At 54.3% G+C, this 17047-nt stretch carries 12 protein-coding genes; 7 read left to right on the top strand and 5 right to left on the bottom strand.

Annotated elements, in window-relative coordinates:
- Positions 1–192 precede the first annotated feature (192 nt).
- The 6 genes from lptD to apaH are packed head-to-tail and all read left to right on the top strand — an operon-like array spanning position 193 to position 6922.
- Positions 193–2544, top strand: coding sequence for an LPS assembly protein LptD (gene lptD / locus ACNQ0T_RS11790; protein ID WP_023299304.1), 2352 nt, complete (start codon positions 193–195; stop codon positions 2542–2544).
- 53 nt (positions 2545–2597) lie between these two features.
- The gene (surA, locus tag ACNQ0T_RS11785; RefSeq protein WP_003856417.1) at positions 2598–3884 is read left to right on the top strand and encodes a peptidylprolyl isomerase SurA; all 1287 of its coding nucleotides are present in this window, start codon (positions 2598–2600) and stop codon (positions 3882–3884) included.
- The gene (gene pdxA / locus ACNQ0T_RS11780; protein WP_022647019.1) at positions 3884–4870 is read left to right on the top strand and encodes a 4-hydroxythreonine-4-phosphate dehydrogenase PdxA; all 987 of its coding nucleotides are present in this window, start codon (positions 3884–3886) and stop codon (positions 4868–4870) included. The genes surA and pdxA overlap by 1 nt, the downstream gene beginning before the upstream one ends.
- Complete coding sequence (rsmA, locus tag ACNQ0T_RS11775; protein WP_003856423.1) at positions 4867–5688, top strand: 16S rRNA (adenine(1518)-N(6)/adenine(1519)-N(6))-dimethyltransferase RsmA; 822 nt, start codon at positions 4867–4869, stop codon at positions 5686–5688. Before pdxA ends, rsmA begins: the two co-directional genes overlap by 4 nt.
- A 3-nt stretch (positions 5689–5691) precedes the next feature.
- The gene (apaG, locus tag ACNQ0T_RS11770; protein ID WP_417930072.1) at positions 5692–6069 is read left to right on the top strand and encodes a Co2+/Mg2+ efflux protein ApaG; all 378 of its coding nucleotides are present in this window, start codon (positions 5692–5694) and stop codon (positions 6067–6069) included.
- Between the two features lie 4 nt (positions 6070–6073).
- Positions 6074–6922 carry a bis(5'-nucleosyl)-tetraphosphatase (symmetrical) ApaH gene (apaH, locus tag ACNQ0T_RS11765; protein ID WP_022647017.1) on the top strand — a complete coding sequence of 283 codons (849 nt, stop codon included), beginning with the start codon at positions 6074–6076 and terminating at the stop codon, positions 6920–6922.
- A 39-nt stretch (positions 6923–6961) separates the two neighbouring features.
- Here the strand turns inward: apaH and folA are convergent, their stop codons facing one another.
- The 3 genes from folA to kefF form a co-directional block, all read right to left on the bottom strand.
- Positions 6962–7441 carry a type 3 dihydrofolate reductase gene (gene folA, locus ACNQ0T_RS11760; protein ID WP_003856431.1) on the bottom strand — a complete coding sequence of 160 codons (480 nt, stop codon included), beginning with the start codon at positions 7439–7441 and terminating at the stop codon, positions 6962–6964.
- A 114-nt stretch (positions 7442–7555) separates the two neighbouring features.
- Positions 7556–9421: a glutathione-regulated potassium-efflux system protein KefC gene (gene kefC, locus ACNQ0T_RS11755; protein WP_417930071.1), complete on the bottom strand. Its 1866-nt coding sequence runs from the start codon at positions 9419–9421 to the stop codon at positions 7556–7558.
- A complete protein-coding gene (kefF, locus tag ACNQ0T_RS11750; protein ID WP_023305423.1) occupies positions 9414–9944 on the bottom strand; it encodes a glutathione-regulated potassium-efflux system oxidoreductase KefF in 531 nt (176 codons plus the stop codon). Before kefF ends, kefC begins: the two co-directional genes overlap by 8 nt.
- 1070 nt (positions 9945–11014) lie before the next feature.
- Between kefF and ACNQ0T_RS11745 the strand changes: the two genes are divergently transcribed.
- A complete protein-coding gene (locus ACNQ0T_RS11745; protein WP_417930069.1) occupies positions 11015–13348 on the top strand; it encodes an autotransporter outer membrane beta-barrel domain-containing protein in 2334 nt (777 codons plus the stop codon).
- Between the two features lie 50 nt (positions 13349–13398).
- Here the strand turns inward: ACNQ0T_RS11745 and ACNQ0T_RS11740 are convergent, their stop codons facing one another.
- Both ACNQ0T_RS11740 and carB read right to left on the bottom strand, forming a co-directional pair.
- A complete protein-coding gene (locus tag ACNQ0T_RS11740; RefSeq protein ID WP_003856439.1) occupies positions 13399–13632 on the bottom strand; it encodes a YgdI/YgdR family lipoprotein in 234 nt (77 codons plus the stop codon).
- A gap of 182 nt (positions 13633–13814) precedes the next feature.
- Positions 13815–17039, bottom strand: coding sequence for a carbamoyl-phosphate synthase large subunit (gene carB, locus ACNQ0T_RS11735; RefSeq protein WP_032625437.1), 3225 nt, complete (start codon positions 17037–17039; stop codon positions 13815–13817).
- Between the last annotated feature and the right edge of the window lie 8 nt (positions 17040–17047).

Raw genomic sequence — 17047 nt, 5'->3', positions numbered from 1 at the left:
CAGTGGTCGCGCCACGGTCAATTGAGGGACATCGCCTATAATTTGCATTATCATACTCGTCATTCGATAGCGAGCCTAACACTCTGGCGCGCAAACGGGCAGGATTAACGCTGGTACTGCGCTGATGAGTAAGATAGTCTCTGAGCGTTTGTAAGCCGTAGCCACTGATGACGGAACAATAAAATACAACGTATGAAAAAACGTATCCCCACCCTTCTGGCCACAATGATTGGCACCGCCCTGTATAGCCAACAGGGGCTCGCAGCCGATCTCGCCTCGCAGTGTATGCTTGGCGTCCCAAGTTACAATCGCCCACTGGTGAAAGGCGATACGAATGACTTACCCGTCACCATTAATGCCGACAGCGCAAAAGGTAATTATCCTGACAATGCAACCTTTACGGGCAATGTCGATATTAACCAGGGTAACAGCCGTCTGCTGGCTGACGAAGTGCAATTGCACCAGAAGCAGCCGGAAGGTGCTCAGGCGCCTGTCCGTACGGTGGATGCGCTGGGTAATGTGCACTATGACGACAATCAGGTCATCCTGAAAGGTCCGAAAGCCTGGTCGAATCTGAATACCAAAGACACCAACGTCTGGGAAGGTGATTATCAGATGGTCGGTCGTCAGGGGCGCGGTACCGCAGACCTGATGAAGCAGCGCGGCGAGAACCGCTACACCATTCTCGAAAACGGCTCGTTTACGTCCTGTTTGCCAGGGTCAAATACCTGGAGCGTTGTGGGCAGCGAAGTGATCCACGACCGTGAAGAACAGGTTGCAGAGATCTGGAACGCCCGTTTTAAACTCGGCCCGGTGCCCATTTTCTATAGTCCTTACCTGCAACTGCCTGTGGGTGACAAACGTCGTTCAGGCTTCCTGATCCCGAACGCCAAGTACAGCACGTCGAACTACTTTGAGTTCTACCTGCCGTACTACTGGAACATTGCGCCCAACATGGACGCCACGATCACGCCGCACTACATCCATAAGCGCGGTAACATCATGTGGGAGAACGAATTCCGCTATCTGACCAAAGCGGGCGCGGGTCTGATGGAGTTTGATTATCTGCCATCAGATAAGGTGTTCCAGGACGAACATCCGAGCGAAGGTGATAAGCACCGCTGGATGTACTACTGGAAGCACGCCGGGGTATTGGATCAGGTGTGGCGCTTCAACATCGACTACACCAAAGTCAGCGATCCGTATTACTTCAACGACTTCGACTCTAAATACGGGTCCAGTACCGACGGTTACGCCACGCAGAAATTCAGCGTGGGCTACGCCATTGAGAACTTTGACGCGACGGTGTCGACCAAGCAGTTCCAGGTATTTGATACGCAATCGCGTAGTACCTATGGTGCAGAGCCGCAGCTGGACGTGAACTGGTACCAGAACGATGTGGGCCCTTTCGACACGCACGTTTACGCTCAGGCGGTCCATTTCGTCAACACCAACTCGGATATGCCAGAATCAACGCGTCTGCATATCGAGCCGACGATCAATCTGCCGTGGTCAAACGACTGGGCGAGCCTGAATACCGAAGCCAAGCTGATGGCCACCCACTATCAGCAGAAAAATCTGGACTGGTATAACAAACGCTATGGCACCGATCTTGAAGAGTCGGTAAACCGTACGCTTCCGCAATTCAAAATGGACGGGAAGCTGATTTTCGAACGTGACATGGCTCTTCTCGCGGATGGATACACCCAGACGCTTGAGCCACGTATGCAGTATCTGTACGTGCCTTATCGCGATCAGAGCAAAATTCAAAACTACGACTCGTCCTTCCTGCAATCAGACTACAGCGGCCTGTTCCGGGATCGTACCTACGGCGGCCTTGACCGTATTGCGTCTGCTAACCAGTTAACGACCGGCGTCACAACGCGCATTTATGATGATGCTGCCGTTGAACGTTTTAACGTTTCTGTTGGTCAAATCTACTATTTCACCGAGTCTCGTACCGGTGATGACGACATTAACTGGGAGAAAGACAACAAAACGGGCTCACTGGTATGGGCGGGCGACACCTACTGGCGTATGACGGATCGTTGGGGTCTGCGCGGTGGTGTTCAGTACGATACACGACTGGACAATATCGCGACGGGCAGCGCTGCCATCGAATATCGTCGTGATGAAGATCGCATGTTGCAGTTGACGTACCGTTACGCCAGCCCGGAGTATATTCAGGCGACACTGCCAAACTATGCGAATACAGACCAATACAAAGACGGTATTTCACAGGTGGGTACCGCCGCGAGCTGGCCGATCGCCGATCGTTGGTCAGTCGTCGGAGCCTACTACTATGACACGAATGCCCAAAAACCTGCTGACCAGATGCTGGGTCTGCAATATAACTCCTGCTGTTACGCAATACGTGTCGGTTACGAACGCAAACTTAACGGCTGGGATACGCAAAACAGTCAGGGCAAATACGATAACGTGATTGGCTTTAATATCGAGTTGCGCGGCCTGAGCTCTAACTACGGTCTGGGCACGCAGCAGATGCTGCGCTCGAACATTCTGCCGTATCGTAGTTCATTGTAATGTGCTTGATTTACAACGTAATCCGCTTTGCGGTTAATTGAAATGGAAAAAGTATGAAGAACTGGAAAACGCTGCTACTCGGTGTCGCTATGGTTGCGAATACCAGCTTCGCGGCCCCACAGGTTGTCGATAAAGTCGCGGCTGTGGTTAACAACGGCGTCGTGCTTGAAAGTGACGTTGACGGTTTGATGAAATCTGTAAAGCTCAACTCGGGCCAGGCAGGTCAACAACTTCCGGATGACGCTACGCTGCGCCACCAGATCCTGGAACGTCTGATCATGGATCAGATTGTCCTGCAAATGGGCCAGAAAATGGGTGTGAAGATCTCTGACGAGCAGCTCGATCAGGCGATCGCCAACATTGCAAAGCAGAACAACATTACCCCGGACCAGATGCGTAGCCGCCTGGCCTATGACGGCATCAGCTATGCCACCTACCGTAATCAGATCCGTAAAGAGATGCTGATTTCAGAAGTGCGTAACAATGAAGTCCGTCGCCGCGTCACCATCCTGCCTCAGGAAGTGGATGCCCTGGCGAAACAGGTGGGTAATCAGAATGATGCCAGCACTGAACTTAACCTGAGCCACATCCTGATCCCACTGCCGGAAAACCCAACCTCCGATCAGGCGGCTGAGGCGGAAAGTCAGGCGCGCGCTATCGTTGAGCAGGCGCGTAATGGCGATGACTTCGGCAAACTGGCGATCACCTACTCTGCTGACCAGCAGGCGCTGAAAGGCGGCCAGATGGGCTGGGGCCGTATTCAGGAGCTGCCATCCCTGTTTGCCCAGGCGCTGAGCACGGCGAAGAAAGGCGACATCGTCGGTCCAATCCGTTCCGGTGTGGGCTTCCACATTCTGAAAGTGAACGACCTGCGCGGTCAGAGCCAGAACATTTCGGTTACCGAAGTGCATGCGCGCCATATCCTGCTCAAACCGTCTCCGATCATGACTGACGATCAGGCCCGTGCGAAGCTGGAACAGATCGCCGCAGACATCAAGAGCGGTAAAACCACCTTCGATAAAGCGGCAAAAGAGTTCTCTCAGGATCCTGGCTCTGCAAACCAGGGCGGTGACCTGGGTTGGGCGGCAGCGGATATTTACGATCCGGCTTTCCGCGATGCGTTAATGAAGCTGAATAAAGGCCAGATGAGCGCGCCGGTACACTCCTCCTTCGGCTGGCATCTGATCCAGCTGATGGACACGCGCAACGTGGATAAAACCGACGCGGCGCAGAAAGACCGCGCGTATCGCATGCTGTTTAACCGTAAGTTCTCTGAAGAAGCCGCAACCTGGATGCAGGAACAACGCGCCAGCGCTTACGTGAAAGTGTTGAGCAACTAATGAAACCGCATCGTGTTGTGATCACTCCCGGCGAACCCGCCGGGATTGGGCCTGACCTTGTGGTTCAGCTCGCCCAGCGCAGCTGGCCGGTAGAGTTGGTTGTTTGCGCAGATGCAACACTGTTACAAGACCGGGCAGCCTTGCTCGGTCTGCCTTTAACGCTCCTCCCTTACGTTGAAGGCCAACAGCCCGCACCGCAGCAGGCTGGTACTCTCACCCTGCTTTCAGTTCCGCTCCGTGCACCTGTTGTCCCCGGTGAGTTACACATCGAAAACGGCCACTACGTTGTCGAGACGCTGGCGCGCGCCTGTGACGGTTGCCTTCAGGGCGAATTTGCAGCCCTGATCACCGGTCCGGTGCATAAAGGCGTAATCAACGACGCGGGCATTCCGTTTACCGGGCATACCGAATTTTTCGAAGAGCGTTCGCACAGCCCGAAAGTGGTGATGATGCTGGCAACCGAAGCAATGCGCGTTGCGCTGGTAACAACGCACCTGCCGATCAAAGCCATTCCGGATGCCATTACGCCTGAACTCCTGCGTGAGATCATTGGCATTTTGCATCACGATCTGCAAACCAAATTCGGTATTCCGCAGCCGCATGTGCTGGTTTGCGGCCTGAATCCGCACGCGGGTGAGGGCGGACATATGGGCACTGAAGAGATCGACACCATCATTCCGGTGCTTGAGGAGATGCGGGCGAAGGGGATGAACCTCAGCGGGCCACTGCCTGCCGACACCCTTTTCCAGCCCAAATACCTGGATAAAGCCGATGCCGTACTCGCGATGTACCACGATCAGGGTCTGCCCGTGCTAAAATACCAGGGATTTGGTCGCGGGGTGAATATCACCCTCGGCTTACCCTTTATTCGAACGTCCGTTGACCACGGTACTGCGCTGGATCTGGCAGGCCAGGGAAAAGCGGATGTCGGCAGTTTTATCACGGCGCTTAATCTCGCCATCAAAATGATTGTTAATACTCAATGACTAATCGAGTCCATCAGGGCCACTTAGCCCGTAAACGCTTCGGGCAAAACTTCCTCAACGATCAGTTTGTGATCGACAGTATCGTTTCTGCCATTAATCCGCAGAAAGGCCAGGCCATGGTCGAAATCGGCCCGGGTCTTGCCGCGCTGACCGAGCCGGTAGGCGAACGCCTTGACGAACTGACCGTTATCGAACTCGACCGCGATCTGGCCGCGCGTCTGCAAACGCACCCTTTCCTCGGGCCGAAGCTGACGATTTATCAGCAGGATGCGATGACCATGAACTTTGGCGAACTGTCTGAAAAAATGGGACAGCCGCTGCGCGTGTTCGGTAACCTGCCGTACAACATCTCCACCCCGCTGATGTTCCATCTGTTTAGCTATACTGATGCCATTGCCGACATGCACTTCATGTTGCAAAAAGAGGTCGTTAACCGTCTGGTTGCAGGGCCGAACAGTAAAGCGTATGGTCGTTTAAGCGTGATGGCGCAATATTACTGCAACGTGATCCCGGTATTAGAAGTGCCGCCTTCCGCGTTCACGCCACCACCAAAAGTGGATTCTGCGGTTGTGCGCCTGGTGCCACATAAAACGATGCCGTATCCGGTCAAAGACCTGCGCGTGCTGAGCCGTATCACGACTGAAGCCTTTAACCAGCGCCGTAAAACGATTCGTAACAGCCTTGGCAATCTGTTTACCGTTGACGTGTTAGCTGAGTTGGGCATCGACCCGGCAATGCGTGCGGAAAATATTTCCGTAGAGCAGTACTGCAAGCTGGCTAATTACATCAGCGACAATGCGCCGCCGAAGGAGAGCTAAGCCATGATTGATTCGCCCCGCGTCTGTGTTCAGGTTCAAAGCGTCTACATTGAGTCCCAATCCACACCGGATGAAGAACGTTTTGTCTTTGCTTATACCGTAACCATTCGCAATCTGGGGCGGATGCCTGTGCAACTGCTCGGGCGCTACTGGCTTATCACCAACGGCAATGGCCGCGAAATTGAAGTCCAGGGTGAAGGTGTGGTCGGTGAACAACCCCATATCGCCCCTGGCGAAGAGTATCAGTACACCAGCGGTGCGGTCATTGAAACGCCACTGGGTACCATGCAAGGCCATTACGAAATGGTCGATGCCGCCGGTAATGCTTTCCGCATTGCTATTCCTGTGTTCCGTCTCGCCGTACCTACACTTATTCATTAATCTAATGTCTACATATCTGATTGGCGACGTTCACGGTTGCTACGATGAACTGATCGCATTATTAAAACAGGTCGATTTTACTCCCGGGCAGGACACGCTCTGGCTTACAGGCGATTTAGTGGCGCGCGGCCCTGGCTCCCTTGACGTCCTGCGTTACGTCAAATCTCTGGGCGACAGCGTGCGGCTGGTACTGGGCAACCACGATCTGCATCTGCTGGCCGTATACGCCGGGATCAGCCGTAATAAGCCGAAAGATCGCATTACCCCCCTGCTGGAAGCACCGGATGCCGATGAGTTGCTCAACTGGCTGCGTCGCCAGCCACTGCTACAGATTGACGAAGAGAAAAAGCTGGTGATGGCTCATGCCGGCATCACGCCTCAGTGGGATCTTGAGACGGCAAAAACCTGCGCGCGCGACGCCGAAGCGGTGCTGGCGAGCGACTCCTACCCGTTCTTCCTCGATGCGATGTACGGCGACATGCCGAATAACTGGAGTGATGACCTCAGCGGCCTGGCGCGACTACGTTTTATCACCAATGCTTTTACGCGGATGCGCTACTGCTTCCCGAACGGGCAGCTGGATATGTATTGCAAAGATACGCCGGAAAATGCCCCTGCGCCGCTTAAGCCATGGTTTGCGATTCCGGGCCCCGTGACAAACGAATATAGCGTGGTATTTGGGCACTGGGCATCACTGGAAGGAAAAGGCACCCCGGAAAATATCTATGCGCTGGATACCGGATGCTGCTGGGGCGGGGATTTAACCTGCTTACGCTGGGAAGATAAAACCTACTTTGTCCAGCCATCCAACCGACAGCTGGATTTAGGCGAGGGAGAGGCGGTCGCCTCCTGAAGATGTTTATCCTCTCCCTTTGGGGAGAGGATAAAAACGTTAACGACGTTCCAGAATTTCGAAGCAGTAGCTGTGCGAGTTCTGCGCATCCGCATCGTGAAACTCACTGAATACGGACTCCCACTCGTCCGGATCGTAATCCGGAAAATGGGTATCCCCTTCCACTTCCGCATCAATGTGCGTCAGATACAGTTTCTGCGCTTTTGGCAGGAACTGCTCATACACGCGACCACCACCGATCACCATGATCTCTTCGGCATCGCCGCAGGCGGCAATCGCTTCATCAACGGATTTCACCCACTGCACGCGATCGTCAGTGCCCGGCTGGCTACTGATCACAATATTCTTACGACCCGGCAATGGACGACCAATCGACTCCCAGGTCAGGCGGCCCATCACTACCGGCTTGTTTAACGTAGTACGTTTAAACCATGCGAGATCGGCAGGCAGGTTCCACGGCATGGCGTTTTCCATGCCGATAACGCGGTCTACCGCCAGCGCTGCAATCAGACTGATCATTGAAAATTTCCCGGATGCAAAAAATTGCCGCCACTATACGGAAAGCTTAATCTTTCGTCGACTGGCGGCAGGGTAAAGAATTAGAAATTTTTTAATATTGCTGGCAACTCCACTTCACGCAGAGGGTTTACTCTCCGGTTCATCCGCAGGATCGCCGGTATGCTTGCCCTCTTCCGTCCCTTGCCAGCCGTGGCGCTGAACCAGCGACAGGTGATTACGATCCTCGTTGATGATTTCCGTCAGCATGGTGCTGGTGCGTTTAAACACCGCTGCGCGTTCGGTTGCCGTACTGCTCGCCATCGCCACCATCTCTTCAACCATCTCATGGTTAAAGCGGCGGAACAGATCGGCACGTTCACGCGCTTCATACGCACCAAGCCCCAGACTTTCCAGCGCCATGCGGCCAGATTTGAGCGCCCCTTCGAAGGTTTCACGTTCAGGGGCTGCCACCCCCGCCTGACGCAGCTGGATGTAGTGATCCACATCGCGCGCACGTGAGATAATGGTCAGATGCGGAAAATGCTCTTTAACCAGCTCAACCATCTGCATGCTGGTCTCAGGATCGTCGATGGCGTTAATCAGCACCTCGGCTTTCGCCGCTCCGGCGGATTCCAGCAGGTCCGCCCGGGTCGCATCACCGTAAAACACTTTCATATCGAATTTACGCAGCGTATCAACATGGTCAGGATCGTGATCGAGGATAACCATTTTCACACCGCTGGAGAGCAGTAAACGACCGGCGATCTGCCCGAAGCGGCCAAATCCGGCGATGATCACGCGAGGCTGCTCCTCGTCGATCTTATCGGCTTCTCGCTCCTGTTCGCTTCCCGTTTTTTCCAGACGCGTCAGCAGCACCAGCAGAATTGGCGTTGCGGCCATCGACAGCGCGACCGCCAGCGTCAGCGCTTTTGCCCATTCTGGATCGAGTACATTTGCCATTTGCGCTGCGCCAAAGACCACGAAAGCAAACTCACTCCCCTGCCCCAGCAGCACAGCAAACCAGCGGCGTTGCGGTTTTGGCACGTTTAACGGTCGGGCAATCAGCCACAGCATCGCCATTTTAATGACCAGGAAACCCACCAGCAGAATGATGATGCGCAGCGGGTGGGTTACCAGCGTCCCGAAGTCGATAGACATCCCGACGCCGATGAAAAACAGCCCAAGCAGCAATCCTTTAAACGGCTCGATATCGCTTTCCAGCGCGTGACGATATTCGGAGCTTGCCAGTAAGACCCCTGCGAGGAAAGCGCCCATCGCCATCGACAGCCCAGCCTCTTCAAGCAGCAATCCAAAACCAAACACCAGGAATAACGCAACGGCGCTGAATACTTCGCGCAGGCCAGAGCGAGCCACAAAGCGCAGCAACGGACGCGTTACGTAGCGCCCCAGAAGAATTACCAGCGCCAGCGCACCGACAACCTTCAGCGCAGATAAGGCAAATGCCCCCAGCGTCGTTGATGCGCCGCTGGTTGCCAGCAGCGGGATCATCGCTACCAGCGGGATGGCGGCAATATCCTGGAACAGCAGTACGGAGAAGGTGCTGCGCCCCATTTGCGAGACCGTCAGGTTACGTTCGTTCATTGCCTGCATGGCAATCGCCGTCGAGGAGAGCGCCAGCGTCATGCCGATCAGCTCTGCGACTTTCCACTCCATCCCCAGCAAAATGCAGAACCCGCCCAACAGCAGACCGCAGGCCAGCATTTGCAAAGCGCCACCGCCAAACACCGAGGCGCGCAGTTTCCACAGCCGCTGCGGATCCAATTCCAGGCCAATCACAAACAGCATCAGCACCACGCCGATTTCCGCAAAATGCAGGATTGACTCGGCATCCGTCACCAGCCGAAAGCCCCAGGGGCCAATCACACACCCGGCAATCAGATAGCCGAGCACCGAGCCCAGCCCCAGACGGACCGCCACGGGCACAATTAATGCCGCCGCGCCGAGGTAAATCAGCGCCTGTATCATCGTATGGCTATCCATTGTGCCCCTCCTGCCACTCGAGTAAGCGTTGTTTGTAGTGACGAGCCTGCGCCTGCAAGGTTTCATCGTCGCAGACAAAGGTACAGTGCATTGCAAAGGGCGGAAGCCAGTTCAGGCCACAGTAAAGGGCGGTAGCCTGGAGCGGCTGCGCCAGCACGTCAAATCCGGGGAAAGCGCCAATCTCAAAGTGGCTTTCACCCCCACCGGTGGTTACAGCCCACATCAGGCTTTTTCCCTGAAGCGCTTTGCCGTTGTGTCCGTATGCCCAACCGTGCGACAAGACTTTATCGATCCACAATTTCAGCAGCGGAGGTGTGCTGTACCACTGCATCGGATGCTGCCAGACGATCAGATCGGCACGAGAGAGCGCCTCCTGTTCGGCGGCGACATCGATACTGAAATCAGGATAGAGTTGATAGAGGGAACGTATCTCAACGTTTTCGAGCGTCCTTGCCTGCTCAAGCATCCGTTTATTCGCATGCGAATGTTGCGGATAGGGATGCGCATAAATTATCAGAACCATGAATATGCCTGTCTTTTACTTTTCTTGTAGCATTGAGTGTAGACAGTTACCACCCCGACTTAAAGGGGCTATCTAACGGTTAAAAGTAAAACGCAAGTATTGGCAACCCATCCCACCTTACCAGCGACAGTGGCGCTAAACACGAAGAGCGATACGCGAGACAAATTCATCCTACAAAATAGTTATGGCCATTCATATTATCAACAGATATTTTTAGCGAAACTTAAGTCATTATTTAATAAATCAACCTGTACATAACCCATTGAAAAAATAATAATTTTATGCTTTTTTGTTTTAAGCTCACGCTTTAAGACGGACTAAATACGTTTTACGCACGTTATCTAATGTTCCTTCTCACTCAAATGGATGTGTACATGAGCAACAATTTCTTTAGATTAAATCATACAACCAAAACTCTTGGAAAGATATTTCCTGCCTTGTTGATATGCACCCCTGCGGTTGCATTTTCTGCAACGATTGACCAATCAACTTCTGTTCCTCAAGATTTCTCAGCCGATGCTGAATATATTATTAATAAAAACGTGACGATCTCCTCCGCCGGTAGTGAAGCGGCGGTATCGGTCTCTGGGTTTGCGATCGATAATGTCACTAACAAAGGAAATATTTCCGGTACAGGAACTGGCCTGGATATTAATACTGGCGCGCAACGTGTAGTTATTAACAATGACAGTGGTGCAACCATTTCTTCCACCACAGCGAATGCTGTCAATATTCAGTCATTACTCGGCGATTTCAACAACAATGGAAATATCATCGGTGCGGAAAATGGCATTTATGTCAGTGAAAGCTCCTCAGCAGTAAATATTACCAACACCAGCACTGGAGTAATAAAAGGAAAAACAGGCCTGAGTTCTCAGACTGGCATTGGTATTAATAACAGTGGTGCAATTATTGGTACAAGCGGTAACGCTATCACACTAGGCACTGGCAATACAAAGATATTAAACAGTGGTACGGTACAAGGAACCCAGAACGGCATTAATGTAAAAGATACGGCAAAAGTAGATATTACGAATAGCGGAACGATTAGTGGCGATACTGCGGCTATTATGTTCGCCAGCAATAAAAATAACACCCTGGTACTTGATACGGGTTCCACTCTTATCGGTGACGTTATTTCCACCAATTCCATGGGAAACACTCTCACTCTGATCGGCACCGGTACGGAAGACAGTAACTTCGTGGGTCTGAATGAAGGCGACGGTTTTGCCAGCGTAAAAATGGAGGGTGAAAGCTGGGCACTGTCGGGCGATCTCGACATTATTGGCTCTGGCGACTCCTTGCTGATAGAGACTGGCGCGTTAACCCTGTCGGGTGCGGTATCGAATACCGGTAATACGCGGGTGGCCAAAGACGCCTCGCTGCAACTGGGCGATGGCGAAAAAACTGCGACGCTCAGCGGTGGGCTCACCAACAATGGTACCGTCATTTTTAATCAGGGTAGCGATTTCACTTTCGCCACCGACATGACCGGTAGCGGTAACGTCGAAAAAGTTGATTCCAACACGCTGACCCTGACAGGCAAAAATAGCTATACAGGGAATACGGTTCTGCACGGTGGCACCACGCTGGTCTCCACCGGAGCAACGCTCGGCGTCAAGGGCAGTAACGCCACCGTTACCGTTGAAAACGGCGCGACCTTTGCCACCGCAGGCGAAGTGAACAACAACATCGCGATTCTTAGCGGCGGTACGCTGGCGGCATGGAATGCAGTCCAGGGTAACTCCACGCTCAGCGCTTCCGGTGTTGATACCATCAACGGCAACGTGGCTAATGGCGGCACGCTGTTGCTGAGTGCGGCTGATAATAGCGTTGGCAATAATTTTACGATTAATGGCGACTACACCGGCTCTGACGGTAGCCAGATTGTGATGAACAGCACTCTGGGTGAAGATAACTCACCAACTGACCACCTCACCATTACGGGCAGCAGCTTCGGTCAGTCCGGCGTCAGCATTACCAACATTGGCGGCGCAGGCGCGCAAACCATTAACGGTATGGAAATTGTCAGCATTGGCGGCAGTTCCGAAGCCCAGCTGACGCTGGCAAAACCGGTCGTCGCAGGCGCCTGGGAATATAACCTCTACCAGCACAGTGACGGAAACTGGTATCTGGAATCAAAGGCGACGCCTTCTGATGATCCTTCCGACGACACCGATGACGGTGGCAATAATGATGACGGCGGTAACACCGACGGCGGTGGCAACACCGATAATGGTGGTAACACAGATGACGGTGGTAACACAGATGACGGTGGTAACGCCGATGATGGTGGTAACACCGACAACGGCGGCAACACTGACAACGGCGACAACACCGATAACGGCGGCAACACTGACAACGGTGGCAACACCGATAACGGCGGCAACACCGATAACGGCGGCAACACCGATAACGGCGGCAACACTGACAACGGCGGCAACACCGATAACGGCGGTAACAGTGCCCCGGAAGTTATGGCACCTGAAGTGGGTGCTTACTTAGGTAACTACCTTGCCGCGCAGAGCATGTTCCTGCATAAGCGCGACGATCGCGACCAGCTCACTTTCCGCAATGAAGACGATCTGAACACCTGGATGTACGTTAAGGGTCGCTATCATGAGAACGATGCGGGTGGCGATAAAGTCAGCTACGACACCACCACCACCGTTCTGCAAGTCGGCAGCGATTTCATGAGCAAGCCAATGGATAACGGCATCCTGCGTGCCGGTGGTATGTTCGGTGCAGGCCAGGCGAAGACCCACTCTGATGCGAAGCACAACGAGCGTGACGCACAGGGTAAGGTTGATGGCTTTAATGTTGGGCTGTACGCCACCTGGCAGGAAGATCAGAAATTACGTCTGGGCAGCTACGTTGATACCTGGGCCGCTTATAGCTGGTACAACAACAAAGTCACCAGCAATCGTAACGATGAAGATTACGATAGCGAAGGTTTCGCCGCGTCTGTTGAAGTCGGCCACGCGTGGGTTATCCAGTCTGAAAATGAACGTACATGGAAGATCGAGCCACAGGCGCAGGTGATCTACAGCTATCTCGATCAGGAAAATCACACCGATCGCGACGGCGTTCGCGTAACCACGCTGGACAATGACAGCGTCTTTGGTCGTCTTGGCGTTAAAGCAAGCTACTTCCAGCAGAAGGACGTCAAGGCCTGGCAGCCATACGTCGCAGTTAACTGGTTGAAAGGTGCTGGTCAAAACGATCTGGCATTCAACGACGAAACCGTCAGCAACGATACGCCAGAAGATCGTGGTCAGTTAGAGCTGGGCGTAACCGGCAACCTGAACGAAACCACAACGATCTCCCTGCGTGCCAGCGGTGAGTGGGGTGAAAACAGCTATGCCGCTTACGGCGGTCATATTTTGTTAAATCATCGCTGGTAATCGATCATTCTGACGCAAAAAAAGCAGTGGCATGTGCCACTGCTTTTTTTTTAGTTATCCAGCTCACCCATTGATTTAACCTGGTCACGGTTAATCTGTTCAGTTTGACCGGTTTCGGCGTTTTTGTACGATACCAGACCGGTATCGTCATCCACCTGCGGTTTCCCGTCAGTAACGATAGTTTTACCATCGGTGGTTTTTACGGCCTGATTTGACGAACAGCCCGCCACGGTGAACATTGCAGTGGCAGCCAGAACGGAAGCGATCAGTAGTTTATTTTGCATGGTGTTTTCCCCTGCTCTCAGTTGAATTTTCGTTATCGACCTAACCATTTTAGGCTAACTGACTGAAAGCGGATGAAAAACCAGAAGGTTCTTAAGATGGGTAAAGAAAACCGTAGGGCGGGTAAGCGAAGCGCCACCCGCCACTTGCCCGGCGGCGCTAACGCTTGCCGGGCCTACGCAGATTACTTGCTAATCTGAGCGTGCATTTCCTGCACCGAAATCACCTTCTCGGTGGCATCCGCATTCAGCGCCATGGCCGTCGCGAAACCGCCGTTCAGGGTGGTGTCGTAATGCACTTTATACTGGAGCGCGCTGCGGCGAATCAGCTTGGAGTCTTCAATCGCCTGGCGACCTGCGGTGGTGTTGATGATGTAGGTGTACTCACCATTCTTGATACGGTCCTGAATGTGCGGACGACCTTCATGCACCTTGTTCACCAGACGCGGGTTGATCCCAGCTTCACCCAGCACAATTGCCGTGCCGTGGGTTGCATCCAGCTCGAAGCCCTGTTTAAGCAGCTTAGCGGCCAGGTCAACCACGCGCTCTTTATCGCCTTCGCGAACGGAGAGCAGCGCACGGCCCGATTTTCTCATGGTGGAGCTGCTGCCCAGCTGTGCCTTGGCAAACGCTTCTGCGAAGGTGCGGCCCACGCCCATCACTTCCCCGGTAGAGCGCATCTCTGGCCCTAACAGTGGGTCAACGCCCGGGAATTTGTTGAACGGCAGCACCACCTCTTTCACCGAGTAGTACGGCGGGATGATTTCTTTCGTGACGCCCTGCTGAGCCAGCGTCTGGCCAGCCATCACGCGCGCCGCCACTTTCGCCAGCGGAATACCGGTCGCTTTAGAGACGAACGGTACGGTACGCGCCGCACGCGGGTTGACTTCAATCAGATAAACTTCGTTGTCTTTCACTGCGAACTGGACGTTCATCAGGCCGCGAACCTGCAACTCGAAGGCCAGCTTCTGCACCTGCTGACGCATCACATCCTGAATCTCCTGGCTCAGGGTGTACGCAGGAAGAGAACATGCGGAGTCACCGGAGTGCACGCCAGCCTGCTCGATGTGCTCCATGATGCCGCCAATCAGCACCATTTCGCCGTCGCAGATAGCGTCAACGTCGACTTCAACCGCGTCGTCGAGGAAGCGGTCAAGCAGCACTGGCGCATCGTTGGAAACGCTCACCGCCGTCTGGAAGTAGCGACGCAGGTCGGCTTCGTCATAGACGATTTCCATCGCACGGCCGCCCAGTACGTAGGATGGACGCACCACCAGCGGGTAACCAATCTCTTTCGCTTTCTCAACGGCCATTTCAATCGCGGTCACGGTGGCGTTCGCCGGCTGTTTCAGCTTGAGACGATCAACTGCCTGCTGGAAACGCTCGCGGTCTTCCGCACGGTCAATCGCGTCCGGACTGGTGCCGATGACCGGCACACCTGCTGCTTCCAGCGCACGCGCCAGCTTCAGCGGAGTCTGGCCGCCATACTGCACGATCACGCCTTTCGGCTTCTCGATGCGCACGATTTCCAGCACGTCTTCCAGCGTAACCGGCTCGAAGTAGAGGCGGTCGGAAGTGTCGTAGTCGGTCGAGACGGTTTCCGGGTTACAGTTGACCATGATGGTCTCGTAACCGTCTTCGCGCAGCGCCAGCGAGGCATGCACGCAGCAGTAGTCGAACTCAATGCCCTGGCCGATACGGTTTGGACCGCCGCCCAGCACCATAATCTTGTCGCGGTCGACGGACGGGTTCGCCTCGCACTCGTCTTCATAGGTGGAGTACATGTACGCGGTATCGGTCGAGAACTCTGCCGCACAGGTGTCCACGCGCTTGTAAACCGGGTGCAGGTCATACTGGTCGCGCAGCTTGCGGATCTCCGCTTCACGTACGCCCGCCAGTTTAGCCAGACGCGCATCGGCGAAGCCTTTACGCTTCAGCATGCGCAGGAAGTCTGCGTCAAGGCCGTTGATGCCCAGCTCTGCCACTTTCTCTTCCAGACGCACCAGCTCTTCAATCTGCACCAGGAACCAGCGGTCGATGTTAGTCAGGTTAAATACGCCGTCGACGGAGAGGCCCGCACGGAAGGCATCGGCGATGTACCAGATACGCTCTGCGCCCGCGTCTTTCAGCTCGCGGCGGATTTTGGTCAGTGCTTCCGGGTCGTCCAGGCTGACTTTCGGGTCAAAGCCGGTCGCGCCCACTTCCAGGCCACGCAGCGCTTTTTGCAGGGATTCCTGCTGCGTGCGGCCAATCGCCATGACTTCACCAACGGATTTCATCTGGGTAGTCAGACGGTCGTTCGCGCCGGCGAATTTCTCGAAGTTAAAGCGAGGAATTTTAGTCACAACGTAGTCGATGGACGGTTCGAAGGACGCTGGCGTGCGGCCACCGGTGATGTCGTTCATCAGCTCGTCAAGGGTGTAACCCACCGCCAGTTTCGCCGCCACTTTCGCAATCGGGAAGCCGGTGGCTTTGGAGGCCAGTGCGGAGGAACGGGACACGCGCGGGTTCATTTCGATAACAATCAGACGGCCGGTTTTCGGGTTCACCGAGAACTGCACGTTCGAGCCGCCGGTTTCCACGCCGATTTCACGCAGTACCGCCATCGAGGCGTTACGCATGATTTGGTACTCTTTGTCGGTCAGCGTCTGAGCTGGCGCAACGGTGATGGAGTCGCCGGTGTGGATCCCCATCGCGTCGAAGTTTTCGATGGAGCAGACGATGATGCAGTTGTCGTTTTTATCACGCACCACTTCCATCTCGTACTCTTTCCAGCCAATCAGCGATTCATCAATCAGCAGCTCTTTGGTTGGGGAGAGATCCAGGCCGCGCTCGCAAATCTCTTCAAACTCTTCGCGGTTGTAGGCGATACCGCCGCCGGTGCCGCCCATGGTGAAGGAAGGACGGATGATGCACGGATAGCCCACGTCAGCCGCGACGGCCAGCGCTTCTTCCATGTTGTGTGCGATACCGGAACGCGCGGTGTCGAGGCCAATTTTTTTCATTGCCACGTCGAAGCGACGACGGTCTTCTGCTTTATCAATCGCGTCGGCGGTTGCCCCAATCATGGTCACGCCGAACTCTTCCAGCACGCCCTGACGCTCCAGCTCCAGTGCACAGTTCAGCGCCGTCTGGCCACCCATGGTCGGCAGCACCGCATCCGGACGCTCTTTCTCGATAATTTTGCGTACCACTTCCCAGTGAATCGGCTCGATGTAGGTCGCATCTGCCATTTCCGGGTCGGTCATGATGGTGGCCGGGTTAGAGTTGACCAGGATGACGCGGTAACCCTCTTCGCGCAGGGCTTTACACGCCTGCGCGCCGGAGTAGTCAAATTCGCAGGCCTGGCCGATCACGATCGGGCCAGCGCCAAGGATCAGGATGCTTTTTATATCTGTACGTTTTGGCATGGTCTTCT

Origin of the sequence: Enterobacter cloacae complex sp.6700776 (assembly GCF_048284255.1) — a bacterium.
Taxonomy (GTDB): Bacteria; Pseudomonadota; Gammaproteobacteria; order Enterobacterales; family Enterobacteriaceae; genus Enterobacter; species Enterobacter intestinihominis.
The sequence above is the reverse complement of the archived record's forward strand: the minus strand, read 5'-3'. Positions and strand labels throughout refer to the sequence as shown.